The sequence below is a fragment of the Halobacillus litoralis genome (genome assembly GCF_020524085.2).
In the GTDB taxonomy this organism is placed as follows: domain Bacteria; phylum Bacillota; class Bacilli; order Bacillales; family Halobacillaceae; genus Halobacillus; species Halobacillus litoralis_E.
Map to the genome: position 1 here is coordinate 3,222,460 of NZ_CP129016.1, position 16,712 is coordinate 3,239,171.

Here is a 16,712-nt window from a genome sequence, read left to right on the forward strand (position 1 = left end):
GCGGGAATGGATGGACTGGCAAGACCCCACACTGCGAAGCACGAGGAGGCTTGCCGTCATCCCCGCAGGAAAGCGAGTAGCTTCCCGATCACCCCTGACGCCCAACATAGCAAAGATCCAAGGAAACATCTCGAAATCGAGTCTTCCACAAACCTGCTATTTAGTTAAACAAAAAAGACACCGGAATCCGGTGTCTTTTTTGAGAATTATATAGCATCGAGCATTTGGAACTGGGCTTTTACAAGGTCGTAGTACTCGCCTTCCTGGTCCATCAATTCATCATGCGAACCTTGCTCAAGGATGCGTCCGTTTTCCAGAACGAAAATATTGTCCGCTTCTCGTATGGTCGATAAACGGTGCGCGATCATGATCGCTGTTCGTCCTTTGAGAAGTTTACGGAGCGCCTGCTGGATTTTCAGCTCTGTTTCGGTATCGATACTAGCGGTTGCTTCATCTAAAATTAGAATTCTTGGATTGGCAAGAAGCGCGCGGGCGAAGGACAAGAGCTGTCGTTCACCGGCGGAAAGGATATTTCCGCGTTCTTCTACTTCTGTTTCATATCCATTGTTCAATCGCTGGATAAAGTCATCGGCTCCAACGACTTTCGCTGCTTCGATGACTTCTTCATTGGAAGCATCCGGACGGCCGAAGCGGATGTTTTCCATGATCGTTCCTGAGAAAATGAAGGTATCCTGGAGGACGACACTGATTTGCTGACGCACACTATCAATTGTGGCATCTTTCAAGTCTACCCCATCGATTTTGACAGCTCCCTTAGTCGGATCATAAAAGCGGCTGATCAAGTTCGCAATCGTCGATTTACCTGAACCGGTATGACCGACAAGGGCGACGGTCTCGCCTTCCTTCATTTCAAGGTTAATATCGTGTAGAGCGATGCGTTTGGAATCATACGCGAATTGAACATGATCAAATTCAATGCGGCCCCGCATATCTTTCAGTTCAATCGCATCTTTCTTCTCTTCGACGTTCGGTTCCTCATCCAGAAATTCAAAGATTCTTTCAGAAGCAGCCATCGCCATCAGGAGCTGGTTATACATCTGTCCCAAACGGGAGATCGGCTCCCAGAACATGCCAAGGAAGAAAGCGAACATAACAAAGTCACCTACTTCGATACTTGACTGCAAGATTAAATGGGCACCATATGCGATGAGTATGACCGTTCCGACCGCATTACTCATTTCAACGAATGGGCGGAACATGGCACTTTTCTTTGAAGCTGTGTTCCAGGATTGGAAGTTATCCGTATTCACACCATTGAAGTACTCTGTATTTTCTTTTTCCTGAGAGAAAGATTGAGTAATCCGAATCCCCTGGAGGCTTTCATTCAAGTGCGAATTCAATTTAGACTGTTGAATCCGGACATTCTGCCAGGAGCGGCGGATGTTACGTCGCAGTTTTGTTGAGATATAGAACATGAGCGGCAGGATGACGAGGATCGCCAGCGCCAGTTTTGGACTGAAAACTAATAGAATGACGACAATTCCAGTCAACATGACGACATCCATCAGCAGGTTGATGATTCCATTCGTGAACAATTCCTGCAGGGAATTGATGTCGTTCATGATCCGGACAAGGATTGAACCTGCGGACCTCGAGTCGAAAAACTTATGAGAAAGTCTTTGGACGTGGGAAAACAAGTGCTGCCTCAAGTCATAAATCACATTCTGTCCGAGGATGTTCACATATTTAATTCTAAGTGCATTACCGATATAACTGAGTAAATACATGATGGCAATGCCAACCACGAGTTGGATTAATAGATTGGTGTCCCCTTCAGCAATCGCAATGTCAATCGCTACTTGACCAATTAATACGGGAACAACCAGCCTCACAATGGTGGAAATGAGCATCGCAATGATGGCAACGGGCAGCAATGTTTTGGCATAGGGCTTCAAGTACGTAAGCAGCCGCCACATTTGAGCCCAGTTGAACGGCTTTTCGATCGCCTGGTCCTGCGTATATTTAAATCGATTCAAATGAGTGCTCGTTTCTGGTTCATGCTTTGGTTTGCGAGCCATGGTCTCCCTCCTTTTATGAAATGTTAGATGTCTTTAAAATTTTTTCTTTATCCTGATATTGAATATCGTAAATTCGTTGATACGGTCCACCATTCGTAAGAAGGTACTCATGCACGCCACGTTCCTTGACGGCTCCGTCTTCTAGTACGATGATTTCATCAGCGTGTTTTAAGGAAGAGATACGGTGAGCGATGATGAATGTCGTACGACCTCTCATCACTTCCTGAAGCGCTTTTTGAATCTTGAATTCGGTTTCCATGTCAACCGCAGACGTAGCATCATCCAGTACAAGAATAGCTGGATCAATGAGAATCGCACGGGCAATGGCAATCCGCTGCTTTTGTCCGCCGGAAAGTCCCATTCCACGCTCCCCTAAAAGGGTGTCATAGCCATCTGGCATCTCCATGATAAATTCATGAGCCTGTGCCCTCTTGGCAGCATCGATGACATCTTCAATCGTCGCGTCAGGATTACCGTATGCGATATTTTCTTTTATGGTCGTTGAGAAAAGGAACGACTCTTGTAAAACAAAGCCGATGTTTTTGCGCAGACTTTTCAATCCATAATCTTGAACCGGACGACCATCGACGAGGACTTCCCCTTTTTCGGGTTCGTAAAAACGGGTGATCAATTGGGTGATACTCGTTTTTCCTGAGCCTGTCGCTCCAATCAGTCCGATTGTTTTTCCGGGAGGAGCATCAAAGCTTATATCTTTCAAAGCAGAATCGTCATCTTCAACATAAGTAAGTGTGACATCCTTGAATGTCACATGGCCTTGCAAACGATCTTGATGAATCGCTGCGTCCTTCTCACTTATTTCTTCCTCTGCTTCTAAAATTTCAAGCAACCGTTCACCAGAAGCTTTTGCCTGAGAGAAAAGGTTAATGACGAAACCTAAGTTCATTAGAGGGCCAAGAATATACCAAACCAGACTGAAAAAGGCCACCAATTCCCCTAACTGCATCGTGTTGTTCATAACCATGTACCCGCCGTAGGCAAGCAAGGCTACAACCGATACGTTGCCGATGAACTCCATCAATGGAAAATAACGCGCCCATATGTTGGATGTCGTAATGAATTTGGATCGGTAATCCTCACTTCTGTTCGAAAAACGCCCGATCTCAAAATTTTCCCTGGATAGGGATTTGACCGTATTCATTCCGCTGATGTTTTCCTGTACACGTGTGTTCAACTTCCCGAAAGACTTACGGATTTTACGGAAGGCCGGGTGAACTTTGCGGTCGAACCGATAGATCACAACAGCAAGAAATGGCATCGCCGCCATCGTGACAAGAGCAAGTGGAATGGAGAAATAAAACATGACGCTCAAGCTGATCACAATCAAAAGGAAGATTCGGATCAGTTCCGAGAACCCAAAGGAAAGGAAAAAACGAAACCCTTCCACATCTGCCGTCAATCTCGACATCAAATCGCCTGTCTTGGCATTGTCGTAATAACGGAAAGGCAGCCGCTGCAACTTTTTATACAACTCGTCACGAAGAGTGTACACGGATCGTATGCCGAAGAAGTCCCCTAAATACTGATGAAAATATGTAGCGAACCCTTTGATGATCATGAGTGCGATAAATGCGATACATATATAAGGAATGAGACGATACTCTTCCGCGAGAACAACATCATCGATGGTGATCTTTAATACGATTGGATAAACAACGGTAATGATGGTTACGAAGAATAATGAAAACAGAGACCAAAAGAAAAAATTTCGATATGGCAAGTAAAAGGCCTTTAGTTTTTTAAACGTATCCAAAGGTTTTCCTCCTTCTTATTTTTTAACGTAATATTAAATATATCGGGTTACGAAATAAATATCTACCCATTTGCAATAATTTTTAAAATTTTCTATCTAGAGGATGATTTTCCCTCATACAAAAGTTGTAGATGAGTCTTTTGTTTCATATAGGGGCAGGGTTTGATCTTAAAAGCGTTCCAGGTTGTGTGACGGGATTGGTCGGGAGAGAGAAAAGCGTTCACTATCCTACCAATAAAATATGAAACAACTTCTTTCAGTCACTTTAAAATTATGATTGACACTCTTCATTCTTGTGCCGCTCCTGCCACCTCATTCCACCCCTTCATTTAATTGGTATGAAAAGAAAATTCGTGTCTTTATATGTAAAATGTTGAATTCTCCTGTCAGATTCCGCTATTCTAATAGAGGAGACTGGAAGTTGGAAAGGAGTTTATTGATGAATTTATTTGAAGAAGGATTAAATTTTAATTTTGATGTCCTCGTCGAGTGGCTGATCACGGGAGGACTGAAAATCGCTGTCATCCTCATCGCTTTTGCGATTATTAAACCTCTAGGTACGAAGGCGATCGAAGCAGCGATCAATCGGATGAGCCAGCAGCGTAATATTGCAGAAGGAAGAAATAAAACGTTGCAAAAGATTTCTGTGAACCTGTTTTCATACACGTTGCTTTTTATCCTGGTTATGATGCTGCTCAGTGCCGTGAACATTGAAATTGGTCCATTGCTTGCTGGTGCCGGAATTCTCGGTTTAGCGATCGGATTCGGTGCACAGGGACTTGTTTCTGATATCGTTACCGGATTTTTCTTATTGATCGAGCGTCAGATTGAAGTAGATGACTACGTCACTGCCGGTGGATATGACGGTGTCGTTGAAGAAGTCGGTATTCGTACGACGAAAATCCGCAGTTTTGACGGAACATTGAACTTTGTTCCAAACCGTAACATCGTTGGTGTCGCCAACCACTCCCGCGGCAACATGCGTGCGCTCGTGGACATTGGCATCGGTTATGATGAAAACATCGATGAAGCACTGGCTGTTCTGCAAAAGGTCGCGGACCAATTTGCAGAGGATGAGCGTTTTGTTGAAGGACCGAACGTGCTAGGCGTCCAGAGCCTTGGTTCTTCTGATGTCGTGATCCGTATCTTAGGGAGAACCGAGAACATGGAACAATGGGCGGTTGAACGTGATATGAGAAAAGCGATGAAAGAAGCCCTGGATGCTGCGGATATCGAAATTCCATTCCCTCATCAAGTGTTTATTCAAAAAGAGGCTTAATAAATAGAAATAACCCGACCTTACGAGGTCGGGTTATTTTGATTCTTCTTTCCACATTTCCACTTTCTTAATTTGCCCTTTGACTAGATCAACGATTTTAAACCGATACCCCTCCCCTTCGACTACCGTCCCTTCTTTCGCTTCAAAATCTCTCGTATAGATCCAGCCTGAAATCGTATCGATATCGATGTGATCCAATTGGATATCGAAGAAATCATTGATGTCCTGGATGGCGGTCCTGCCTTCAATCAAAAAATGACCGTTTTTCAGCCGTTTGATATCACGTTCTTCTTCTGCATCAAATTCATCACGTATTTCTCCCACGATTTCTTCAAGGATATCTTCCACGGTCACAATTCCGGACGTTCCACCATATTCATCAATAAGGACAGCCATATGGGTATGATCTTTTTGCATCTTAACAAGCAGGTCATGGATGGGGATGTTCTCGAATACTTTCATGGTTGGTCGCAAAAACGGTCGCAGTGTACTCTGATTCTCCGCATCATCATACAGCAGTTCTTTCATATGAATGATACCGATAATTTCATCTTTACTGCTCTGAATCACGGGATAGCGGGTATAGCGGTTATGCTTCACTTCCCTTACTGCGTTCGTGACCGATTGCCTTACATCAAGAACGGCCATCTCTGTGCGGGGGATCATGATCTCTTTCGCCGTACGGTTATCAAATTCAAAGATCCGATCGACATACGTGTACTCCGAGCGGTTGATTTCACCCTTTTGATAACTTTTCGTAAGGATGTGCCTCAGCTCTTCTTCTGAGTGCACTTCATCCGATTCCCGCGCGGTCTGAAAACCGAACATGCGTACAAAAATATTGGCAGATCCGTTCAAAAGCCAAATGAGCGGGTACATTAATTTGCTGTATAACATAAGTGGTCTGGATAAAAGCAATGTGATACTTTCCGCCTTTTGGATTGCCATCGTCTTAGGTGCAAGCTCTCCAAGAACGACATGTAAAAAGGTGATGACGAAAAAGGCGATCACAAATGAAAGCGTGTGGGTGAGGCCCTCTGGTAAAGCGATTTGATCAAACAATGGTCTTAACAAAACTTCAAGAGTAGGTTCCCCTAACCACCCAAGACCAAGGGCAGTGATTGTGATGCCCAGTTGGCATGCACTGAGATAATAATCAAGATCATTGACAACACGGATGGCATTTTCCGCCTTTTTATCCCCATCAGCTGCCATAGCTTCCAGTCTTGTTTTTCTAACTTTTACAATGGCAAATTCACTAGCTACAAAAAAAGCAGTGAGCAGAATCAAGAGTGCTACTGCCGTCAATTTAATCGTTGTCTCCATCCGGGCCACTCCTTATAAAAAAGAAGGAGGAATCCTCCTCCTTCTCTCATCTATCTTCTATTGTTAACTGGAATGGCCAACCTATGCGCACTTTAAAGCTCTCGCAATGTTTTTTCAACGATATGAACGCCTACACTTAGTGCCTCTTCTTTAGGTTTTAACGTGGATTGATGAAGGCCTGAATTAGAATCGACACCAAGCCAAAACATGAACCCTGGAATCTCTTTTAACATGTAGCCGAAATCTTCCCCTGTCATCGCCATATTCGCTTCCTTGTATTGATACTCTGTCTCTTGCACAAGGTTCTCAAAACGTTGCACTTGTTCTGCATCATTGAACACCTGATGATAGTTGGATCCGTAATCGATATGGATGTCGCAGTCATTGGCGATTTCAAAACCGCGGGCTACCTTCTCGATCTCCGCTTTGACTTTTTCCATGGATTCTGGAGACAAAGTACGGATCGTGCCTTCTAAGCGGGCAGCCTGGGCGATAATATTCTGTACCGTCCCCGCTTCGATTTTACCGATGGTAATGACCGCACTGTCCAATGGATCGACTCGGCGGGCGACGATTTGCTGCAAATGCGTAACGAAGGAACTTGCTGTGACCACCATATCATGAGTCATATGAGGAAAAGCGGCGTGTCCTCCTACGCCCTTAAGATTGATAAACAGTTCGCTCGTGTTAGCAAACAATAACCCAGACTTCGAGGAAACGGAGCCGACCGGAAGTTCTGGTGCCACGTGTAGCCCAAAAATAACATCCGGCCGGTACCTTTCCATTGCTTCCGATTGAAGCATCGGTTCTGCTCCGCCCGGTCCTTCCTCTGCGGGTTGAAATAGAAAAACGACATCATCATCGGCTGGATTCTGAGCGAGTTGCGTCAATGCTCCAAGCGCGATGGTCATATGAAAGTCATGGCCACAGGCATGCATGCGTCCTTCATGGGTGGACTGAAAATCATACCCCGTCTCTTCCGTGAGTGGAAGTCCGTCGATATCCGCCCGGTAACCGATTGTTTTTCTCCCCTCGCTCCCTTTGACACGTACAAAAATACCCGTTCTCCACGTTTCTACTGTCAAAGCTTCTTGAGGGAGTTTGTTTATATAATCCAATAAATACCGCTGCGTTTTGTACTCTTTAAAGCCGAGTTCAGGAATCTCATGCAGCTCTCTTCTGATTTGACTCAACAATTCTTGTTCCAAAAGGGTCCCTCCCTATACGAAAGGCCCTGCTCCAGGAGCAAGGCCCTTCCTTCTATTTAATCGGATTGAGAAAATTAGTTATCCAGTTTACGAAGTGCCTGCATGATTTCAGTCTTGGACTTCGTCTGATCGTCAATTTCTTTGATCACTTTCGCAGGTGTGCCGGCAACAAGGGTGTTAGCTGGTACATCTTCTGTTACAATCGCTCCTGCAGCAACGACCGCACCTTCGCCGACCGTTACCCCTTCAAGAACGACGGCGTTCGCACCGATGACGACACCATCTTCAATGACAACCGGTTTTGCAGAAGGTGGTTCAATAACTCCTGCAAGGACAGCACCTGCTCCGATATGGCAGTTCTTTCCAACCGTTGCACGTCCGCCAAGGACAACATTCATGTCGATCATTGTGCCTTCACCGACGACAGAGCCGATGTTGATCATAGCTCCGAGCATGATGACCGCTCCGTCTCCAATTTCCACTTGGTCACGGATGACAGCACCTGGCTCAATACGCGCATTGACTTTTTTCAAGTCAAGGAGAGGAATCGCAGAGTTGCGGCGGTCATTTTCAAGCACGTAGTCTTCAATTTCGTTTTCATATTTTTCTAGAATCGGCTGAATGACTTTCCATTCTCCGAAAATCACTCCGGAGTTGCCTGTGATGAAATCTTGCACCTGTTCACCGAATTCGATATTTTCTAAATTTTCACCTTTCAAATAAACTTTGACCGGTGTTGATTTTTCACTATTTGAAATGAATGAAATGATTTCATTTGCGTCCATCTGTTTCATGAGTAGTTCCTCCTTTATGTATCTTTCATCCTTTACTTTATCAAAGGGACCCTGTCTTTTTCAATCTTCTTTTTTTGGAATTCTGAGAATTAGTAGAAAACTAATGACAGCAAGTAAGAGTAATCCCATATAGACGAAGTGTAATCCTGATGTCAATCCATCCTGCAAAACAAGGAGAGCTTCCTGACTCAACTTCTCCCTCGTTTCCTCTCTAAGCAGGGAATTAGCAGAATCGACACTGAAAGAGGCCGGAAGACTTGAGCTCTCAATAGCGTTTGCCACCTGGCTGTTCAAAATCCCTCCAAGTAGTGCTGCACCAACGGCACTTCCAATCGTACGCATGAACATATTGGTCGCTGTCGCAATCCCTCTTTTTTGCCAATCGACACTGTTTTGAATCGAGACGATAAAGGAGGTTGACGAAAGCCCCATCCCGATTCCGATGAACAAGGATCCCATCGCGGCAAACCAGGGGCCTTTTTCCGGACTGAGCATGGAGAATATAACTGCTCCGATGATCAGCGACATCCCCCCAAGGATGGCGGTTGGCCGAAAACCAATTCTCAAAATCAGGCGTCCCGCGATGGTTGCTGCGATCGGCCACCCAATTGACATCGTCGTCAAAGTAAAGCCGGCAACGGTAGCGGACTGCTCCATCACCCCCTGCACGAAGGCCGGTAAATAGCTGCTCACCCCGATGAGAATCATCCCGGTCGTAAGTGAAGTAAGGTTGGCATAGCGGATGGAACGAATGTGCCATAAATCCATCGGCATCATAGGATCATCCGTTTTTCTCTCGTGAAAGAAAAAGGCCAGTGCCCCAACGAGAGCCACGACGATCATGGAAAACATCGTCCAGGACATCCAATCGATCCCTACTCCGCCTTCTACTAGGATAATCATCAGCGTGCTGACTGTGATGACGACCCACATGGAGCCAGCAACGTCCACACTCCTCTTTTCTTTAGAAACTTCTTCTTTGAAGAAAAAGAGGATGCCGAAAAGGGCAAGCAGGCCGAGGGGGATATTCATCCAGAATACATACGGCCAGGAGAGGAGATCGACAAAGAACCCTCCGAGTGCTGGCCCTGTAACTGCAGAGATGCCCCAGACACTCGATAAGTACCCCTGGATCTTCGCGCGCTCTTCTTTTGTATAAATATCACCGACGATCGTTGTCGCAATCGGCATCAAGGCTCCTGCGCCCAACCCCTGAACGAGTCTCGCCCCGATCAAAACATTCATGGAAGGAGCAAGGGCGCAAAGAACGGCTCCCAATAGAAAGAGGCTAATTCCGAGCATGAAAATCGGTTTTCGACCGAAAACATCTGCTAATCTTCCGAAAAGCAGGACAGTCGCTGCATTTGTTAAGAGATAGGCGGAAAACACCCAGCTGTATAAGCTGAACCCTCCGAGATCGGCTACGATACTCGGCATCGCCGTCGACACGATCGTCGCTTCAATCGCTGCGAGGAACATGGCGAGCATGATCGATGCGAGCACAAGTCCCCGTTTTTGTTTGTCTTTCTTCATATGTACGTTCACCTTCAATACAAAAATAGATGACATCTTAGATGCCATCTATTTTATCATAATCAGTTTATTTACTTGCTTCTACCATTGTATGTTTAAACGTTTCATGATAATGCTTGCTGAATTGTTTAAGGATTGTCCGACGAGTCACAATTCCGTCGAATTCACCCTCTTCATTCGTCACACAGACAAAAGGATAATCAATAAGCTTGTGCATCGCATCAATCATATTGTCATCAAGCTGTAGACAAGGCACTTCATCATCCATCACTTCACTCACTGTCATTTCAGACAGTCGGTTTAATTCAAATTGTTCAATTCCCAACGTTTCTTCCAAAATCTTGGTTTTGCTGATGACTCCTTGAAATTTAAAGGTAGGATCCAGTACAGGTACCGCAGAATAACCAGACTTCACTAAAACCAAAAGCGCATGTTCGAGTGGGTTACCGATTTGTACGTGGGCTACTTTCTCAGATGGGATCATGAGTTCTGAAACGAGTGGGATCCTCAATGCTTCTTTTTCTAAACTTACCATGTTCTTGTTCACTCCTCTTTTTCTTGAACATTGAAGGAGCAGAAAGAGACGCTCTTAAGACCATTACATATTCTAACACAATTTCTACCTAAGCACGAACGCAAATTCCGACAATTCTCTCTCCAGCAATCTTCCGACTTTCTATTACCCCTATATCTGTTCTGGATAAACCTGTTTAATCCTCCATTCTTTATAAAAAAACGAATCAAGCGTATAATGGAGTCAGTTCATGAAATTGGAGTTGAAAAATGTGCTGACACATACCTTTACAAAGCGTGAAGAAATAGCCAATGCCATCACCCATGGAATTGGTGCCATTCTCAGTATCGCCATGCTCGTCCTACTCATCGTGTTCGCAAGTCTCGGAGGCAATGCCTGGCATATTACGAGTGTGACGATCTACGGGGTCACCATGCTCATCTTGTACGTATCCTCAACACTTGTTCACAGCTTCCCACCAGGGCGTGCCAAGGATTTGTTTGAGATCTTTGACCATTCTGCCATCTACCTCTTTATTGCCGGCACATATACGCCAATCATGCTCGTTCCGTTACGGAGTACACTTGGTTGGACGTTGTTCGGCATCGTTTGGGGAATGGCCATTCTTGGTATCATTTTCAAGGTGTTCTTCGTCAAACGATTTGTGGTGATGTCCACGGTCTTTTATGTATTGATGGGCTGGTTGATCGTCCTTGCCTGGGGTCCTCTGACAGCAGAAGTCCCTGCAGCAGGCATCACTTATCTCGTCGTCGGGGGCGTCATGTATTCGATCGGATCGATTTTTTACGTCTGGCGGAGCTTCAAATACCACCACATGGTCTGGCATTTGTTCGTGCTTGGCGGTTCGATTCTTCACTTTTTCTCGATTTTCTTCTATATCATTGGTTGATTCAAGACTCGCGGGTGCCTCCTGCGAGTCTTTTTCTTACAACCGTACGTGGGAGACATTCGTTCGTACGCCTAGCCAGTTCCCTATTAATAGAGAAAAACTCCAATGGCATCCCATTGGAGTTTCTTTATTACGAAACGGTTTCCCCTTTTTCAACAACCTTCTCCCAATTCTCTCCCCCATCTTCAGAAATATAGGCGGAACCATTAAAAGTGTAAATGGCCATTTGGTTTTCTTTTTCTGTAAAATACATGACAGCGTCTTCGGTCAGGTCGGGAAGTGGAACATCCGAAGTGCCGGATTCCCCAATTAAATAGGATGTCATCGTCGCTTCACCGTTGTATAACCCATAAAATAATTCGTCTTCAGTAAAATATAGGCCTCCAGCTTGTCCAGACTCAGAAATCCTCTCAAAGCTCTGCCCGCCATTTTCACTTAAGAAAACTCCAGAATCTGTAGCAATCGCCACCGTATCACCATTCGTCGGATGGACCGCCATTTGGAAAACACCGCCCTCGATGCCTTCCGCTAGAATAGACTCCCATGTAGCGCCAAGATCGGTACTTCTATAAAAACCTTGATCCAATTGAGAATTAGGCTGCTCATTGAACACGTAAACAGACTCATTGGCAAACCCTGCTCCCATGACGTGAAAATCACTTTCCCCGACAAATGCAAGAGATTCTAAGCTCTCTTCAGAAACCTTCCCTTTTTGTAAACCCAGTGGATTTTGAAGGTCACTGGAAGGGACCGGGTGACCTGAAGACAAAAATCCGTCCTCCCTCACCTGAAAACCCATGTAATCATGAGGGTGATCAACCGCTTCTTTCCATTCCCCGTCCTGATAAATTTTGATTCCCGTATGAGCGGCAAAAGCGAAACCTTCTTCCATATGTCCGAGACCATGAACATGTCCGAGATTTCCTTCAAATGTTTGTAAGTATTCCTGCTTCTCTACCTTCTCTTCTGAGCTGTCCTCAGAATCCGTTGCTTCCTCTTCCACTTCCTGACTGCAAGCCCCGAGAATAGTGGAGGCTGCAAGAAGGCTCAGTGCTGCTTTTTTTAGATGTCCCATAAGATTTCACCCCTTTAAAAAATACCCCCGGAGAGTGTTACACCGGGGGATTGTACGTTATACCACATCGTAGCCTTGTTCTTCGACCGCTTCTCTCATTTCTACTTTATTGGCGGTTTCTGAATGAGATACTTTCACATCACCTGTCTCAAGATTGACGTCAACAGAGCTTACGCCATCGACTTCTTTCAATGCTCCTTCTACAGCACTTTTACAGTGTCCACATGTCATACCTTCTACTTTTAATGTTGTTTCCATATTCAACATCCTTTCATTTTTATATTGAATTTATATTCTCGCCCGCTTCAAACGTAGGGAGTTTGTGACAACGCTGACGGAACTGAAAGCCATCGCAGCGCCGGCCACCCATGGAGCAAGAAGTCCAATCGCAGCGACTGGAATACCTGCAGAGTTATACGCTAGTGCCCAGAAGAGATTTTGACGAATGTTACGCATCGTCTTTCTGCTTAAGCGGATCGCCTGACTCAAGTGAGCAAGATCTCCACCGACAAGTGTAATGTCTGCTGTTTCAATCGCTACATCAGATCCTGTCCCTATGGCAATGCCGATATCGGCAGTAGCAAGGGAAGGTGCATCATTGATGCCGTCTCCGACCATAGCTACTTTTTCTCCCTGTTTCTGCAGTTCTTTCACTTTTTCAGCCTTTTGCTCAGGAAGAACCTCCGCGAAAACTCCATCGATTCCGACTTCTTTGGCAATCGCATCGGCGGTACGTTTATTGTCTCCTGTGACCATATAGACGCTCAGACCAATATCTTTCAAATCGGCAATCGCTTGTCTGGAGGTTTCCTTGACTGTATCTGCGACCGCGATATAGCCTTTTAATTCACCTTCGACAGCGATGAACATCGCGGTTTTCCCTTGTTGTTCCAGTGTAACCAAGGACTCTTCATACAAACCATAATCGATGTTTTCGCGCTGCATTAATTTTCTTGTTCCGATGTAGACCCGATCGTCGTCGACTACGGCTTTAATTCCATGTCCAGTAATCGCTTCGAACTCCACAGCGGCTGCCTTAGTGACTCCCTTCTCCTCTCCGTATTGGACAATGGCTTCTGCTAACGGATGTTCCGATGATTTTTCTGCAGCAACGACGAGTGGCAGTAACGTGTCCTCATCCTCAATTGCTACAAAATCAGTCACTTCCGGCTTCCCTTTAGTGACGGTCCCTGTTTTGTCTAATAGAATCGTCGTCAATCGGTGGGTGCCTTCTAAATATTCACCGCCTTTGAACAAAATGCCCTGTTCCGCTCCTTTTCCTGTACCCACCATGATCGAGGTCGGTGTAGCCAGGCCAAGCGCACATGGACAAGCGATGACGAGCACAGCGATGGCAGCTTCCAAGGCAGGCGGCCATTCTCCCGGGGATACAATCAAAAACCAAACAAGGAAAGTCAAAACAGCGATACCGACGACAATCGGAACGAAAATTCCAGAAATCTGATCGGCCGTTCTTTGGATCGGTGCCTTCGATCCTTGCGCTTCTTCCACGATTTTGACGATACCGGATAGTGCTGTATCTTTTCCTACCTTTTCGGCCTTCATTGTAATGGTTCCGTTTTTGTTGATGGTTGAACCAATGACAGGTTCGCCTTGTTGTTTATCGACAGGGATTGATTCTCCTGTAATCATCGATTCATCGACAGACGTAACACCTGTTACAACCGTACCGTCGACAGGGATTTTCTCCCCTGGTTTGACGAGGATGTCATCTCCAACCTGCACATCATCGACAGGGACTTTTTCTTCTTTTCCATCACGGATGACGGTCGCTTCTTTCGCTTGAAGGTTCAACAATTTCGTCAGGGCAGCTGTCGTCCGGCCTTTGGCGAGCGCTTCAAAAAGTTTCCCTACAAGGATGAGGGTGATCAAGACGGCGCTCGTTTCAAAATATAGTTGAGGCGTGATCCCAGGATTCAACTGCCATCGGATGGCTTCGACCAGGCTGTAAAAATAGGCGGCCGAAGTCCCGAGCGCTACAAGGACATCCATATTGGCGCTTTTATTAGAGAGTGCCCGGTAGGCTCCTTTATAAAACTGGGCCCCGATATAAAATTGAACCGGGGTTGCAAGCAGGAATTGGAACCACGGATTCATCAGCCACATCGGGACCGGAAGACCGATATCCCAAGGTAAATGGCCGATCATCGTGTACAAGAGTGGGAAGGATAGCAGAGCTGAAATCCAAAGTTTCCGTTTTTTCTCTTTGATTTCTTCTTCCTTCTGTTCCTTCTGTTCCTCCCGGTTCTGTTTCGTCACTGCATGATAACCGAGCTTCTCTACTTTTCCAATAATGTCATCGACGCTCAATGTGTTTGAGTCGTATTCGATGACACCCGCTTCTGTAGCTAAGTTGATGTTCGCCTCACTGATCCCACTTGTTTTAGACAATACTTTTTGTATCCTTGTTGAACACGCAGAGCAGGTCATGCCTTGAATATCCAGCTCGACACGCTCTTTTTGAACACCATAGCCAAGCTTTTGGATCTTCGCCTCTATATCCTCCGGCTGCACTTTGGACTCATCATAGTGGACACTCGCCTTTTCCATGGCGAGGTTGACGTTGGCTTCCACACCATCCATTTTGTTAAGTACTTTTTCAATTCTTGTGGAGCAGGCAGAGCACGTCATCCCAGTGACACCGACATTCATCTGTTTCTTATCTGCCATCGTCTCCCTCCTTACTTGGAGAATTGCTGGACGACTTTCATCAATTCATCGATCGCTTCGTCCCCATTCCCTTTTTGAATGGCATCTTTGACGCAATGATGCGTGTGACGCTCCAACAGGTTATAACCGACTTTGTTCAAAGCATTATTGATTGCTGAAATTTGCACAAGAATGTCTACACAATATCGATCGTCTTCCACCATTTTCTGAATTCCGCGTACTTGGCCTTCAATACGTTTCAAACGGTTTAATACTGCAAGCTTCTCATCCTGAGTCCTCGATTTAACTGGTTGTTTCCCGCTATCTTCCGGAAGATGATTCTCTGTCATGCCACCGCCTCCTTATTGAATAGTATATACCCGGTATAGGTATTATAGTCAATTGTTTCACCTTGGTAATCCTAATTTTTTTTTTGGTTTATTAATTTACTACCTTAGGGTATAGATATTTAAACTCCAAATGTATAGAGGTGATTGTTTTGTTGTCCACCATTTCTGTAATTGCTCTTGCGATTGGTCTTTTATGTTCCCTTATTATTACCATCGACATTCTAAGGCACCCGCAAATGATGAAGATCATGAATGTCGTCTGGCCGATCAATGGATGGTTTATGGGGCCTGTGGCCTTATGGACCTATTATAAGTGGGGCCGTTTGAAGAGTAAGGATAATGATAAAGAAGATCATCGCGGCCGACCTGCGAAAGTGTTTGTTTCTACGAGCCACTGTTCCGCAGGCTGCACCCCTGGGTGATGCTGTCGGGGTACCGATTGTTGCTTTGACAGGCATGATGATTGCCGGGTCGACATTATTCGCCCACTACACCGTAGAATTCATCCTGGCTTATTTGTTTGGCATCCTTTTTCAGTTTTATGCCATTTACCCGATGAATAAAGACCTTGGAAAAAAGGGAGCCGTTTGGGCTGCGATCAAAGCCGATTCTTTATCATTGATCGCTTTTGAAGTCGGGATGTTTGGGTGGATGGCGATCGTCCATTTCGTCCTTTTCAAGGAGCCGCCGAAGCCGAACGAGGCTACGTATTGGTTCATGATGCAGATTGCGATGATTTTAGGTTTCTTGACAAGTTATCCGGCTAACTGGGTCCTAGTGAGAAAAGGGATAAAGGAAGAAATGTAAAAAAGTAAGAAAGGCTGAGGAATAATTTTCCTCAGCCTTTCTTACACATTGTTCAGAAACCCAATCCCATTGAAACGGTTACCTGTACACTTTTCTGTACAAGTAGGCGGCTGGGTTTGAAAGCTTTTGATCTTTTATGGACCTTTGAAATCATTTATTTGTGTGTCAGCAAAATAAAGACCTGAAACATACCAAAGAGTAACGAAGATAACAATCCACACGTCTTTCCTTACTTCTCTCCAAATAATCTCAAAGGATATTGTTGTGTGTACGACATCCTCAACTGGCTTGAAAGGTATTCTCAGCAGCAAACTCATCACAAATAAGAAGAAATTTTTCATACTTTTGTGAGGGGAGATCATCGCGACCTTATAAAAGATATGAAAGACTAATGCCGAGATACAAAATAGATAAACCATTGTAGCAATGAAAGTAT

Annotated in this window: 15 protein-coding genes; 4 read left to right on the forward strand and 11 right to left on the reverse strand. The window is 45.1% G+C overall.

Features of this window, described 5'->3' with window-relative positions:
• Positions 1-206: 206 nt before the first annotated feature.
• Together LC065_RS16470 and LC065_RS16475 are read right to left on the reverse strand one after the other, a co-directional pair.
• A complete protein-coding gene (locus LC065_RS16470; RefSeq protein ID WP_226589039.1) occupies positions 207-2,039 on the reverse strand; it encodes an ABC transporter ATP-binding protein in 1,833 nt (610 codons plus the stop codon).
• Between the two features lie 13 nt (positions 2,040-2,052).
• A complete protein-coding gene (locus tag LC065_RS16475) occupies positions 2,053-3,810 on the reverse strand; it encodes an ABC transporter ATP-binding protein (protein WP_226589036.1) in 1,758 nt (585 codons plus the stop codon).
• Between the two features lie 439 nt (positions 3,811-4,249).
• Here LC065_RS16475 and LC065_RS16480 point away from each other — a divergent pair, with 439 nt between their 5' ends.
• A complete protein-coding gene (locus tag LC065_RS16480) occupies positions 4,250-5,089 on the forward strand; it encodes a mechanosensitive ion channel family protein (protein WP_226589035.1) in 840 nt (279 codons plus the stop codon).
• A 33-nt stretch (positions 5,090-5,122) separates the two neighbouring features.
• On the opposite strand, the gene LC065_RS16485 is transcribed toward LC065_RS16480, so the two are convergent.
• The 5 genes from LC065_RS16485 to cbpB form a co-directional block, all read right to left on the reverse strand.
• Positions 5,123-6,415: a hemolysin family protein gene (locus tag LC065_RS16485; RefSeq protein WP_226589033.1), complete on the reverse strand. Its 1,293-nt coding sequence runs from the start codon at positions 6,413-6,415 to the stop codon at positions 5,123-5,125.
• Between the two features lie 92 nt (positions 6,416-6,507).
• The gene (locus LC065_RS16490) at positions 6,508-7,623 is read right to left on the reverse strand and encodes an N-acetyldiaminopimelate deacetylase (RefSeq protein WP_226589031.1); all 1,116 of its coding nucleotides are present in this window, start codon (positions 7,621-7,623) and stop codon (positions 6,508-6,510) included.
• Between the two features lie 74 nt (positions 7,624-7,697).
• A complete protein-coding gene (dapD, locus tag LC065_RS16495; protein WP_089652739.1) occupies positions 7,698-8,417 on the reverse strand; it encodes a 2,3,4,5-tetrahydropyridine-2,6-dicarboxylate N-acetyltransferase in 720 nt (239 codons plus the stop codon).
• 60 nt (positions 8,418-8,477) lie between these two features.
• Complete coding sequence (locus LC065_RS16500) at positions 8,478-9,950, reverse strand: MDR family MFS transporter (protein ID WP_226589029.1); 1,473 nt, start codon at positions 9,948-9,950, stop codon at positions 8,478-8,480.
• A gap of 67 nt (positions 9,951-10,017) precedes the next feature.
• Complete coding sequence (gene cbpB / locus LC065_RS16505; protein ID WP_226589028.1) at positions 10,018-10,485, reverse strand: cyclic-di-AMP-binding protein CbpB; 468 nt, start codon at positions 10,483-10,485, stop codon at positions 10,018-10,020.
• Between the two features lie 229 nt (positions 10,486-10,714).
• On the opposite strand from cbpB, the gene trhA reads away from it, so the two are divergent.
• Positions 10,715-11,374 carry a PAQR family membrane homeostasis protein TrhA gene (gene trhA, locus LC065_RS16510; protein ID WP_226589026.1) on the forward strand — a complete coding sequence of 220 codons (660 nt, stop codon included), beginning with the start codon at positions 10,715-10,717 and terminating at the stop codon, positions 11,372-11,374.
• Positions 11,375-11,504: 130 nt separating this feature from the next.
• Here the strand turns inward: trhA and LC065_RS16515 are convergent, their stop codons facing one another.
• The 4 genes from LC065_RS16515 to LC065_RS16530 are packed head-to-tail and all read right to left on the reverse strand — an operon-like array spanning position 11,505 to position 15,469.
• On the reverse strand, positions 11,505-12,449 hold the full coding sequence (locus LC065_RS16515; protein ID WP_226589024.1) for a F510_1955 family glycosylhydrolase: 945 nt from the start codon (positions 12,447-12,449) through the stop codon (positions 11,505-11,507).
• Between the two features lie 57 nt (positions 12,450-12,506).
• On the reverse strand, positions 12,507-12,707 hold the full coding sequence (locus tag LC065_RS16520) for a copper ion binding protein (RefSeq protein WP_226589022.1): 201 nt from the start codon (positions 12,705-12,707) through the stop codon (positions 12,507-12,509).
• Positions 12,708-12,737: 30 nt separating this feature from the next.
• Positions 12,738-15,140, reverse strand: coding sequence for a heavy metal translocating P-type ATPase (locus LC065_RS16525; RefSeq protein WP_306163562.1), 2,403 nt, complete (start codon positions 15,138-15,140; stop codon positions 12,738-12,740).
• Positions 15,141-15,151: 11 nt separating this feature from the next.
• Positions 15,152-15,469 (reverse strand): metal-sensing transcriptional repressor, encoded by a 318-nt coding sequence (locus LC065_RS16530; RefSeq protein ID WP_226589017.1) that lies wholly within the window; start codon positions 15,467-15,469, stop codon positions 15,152-15,154.
• 152 nt (positions 15,470-15,621) lie between these two features.
• Here LC065_RS16530 and LC065_RS16535 point away from each other — a divergent pair, with 152 nt between their 5' ends.
• A complete protein-coding gene (locus LC065_RS16535; protein ID WP_306163563.1) occupies positions 15,622-15,891 on the forward strand; it encodes a hypothetical protein in 270 nt (89 codons plus the stop codon).
• The gene (locus LC065_RS16540; protein ID WP_306163564.1) at positions 15,809-16,276 is read left to right on the forward strand and encodes a DUF4396 domain-containing protein; all 468 of its coding nucleotides are present in this window, start codon (positions 15,809-15,811) and stop codon (positions 16,274-16,276) included. The genes LC065_RS16535 and LC065_RS16540 overlap by 83 nt, the downstream gene beginning before the upstream one ends.
• Positions 16,277-16,712 lie beyond the last annotated feature (436 nt).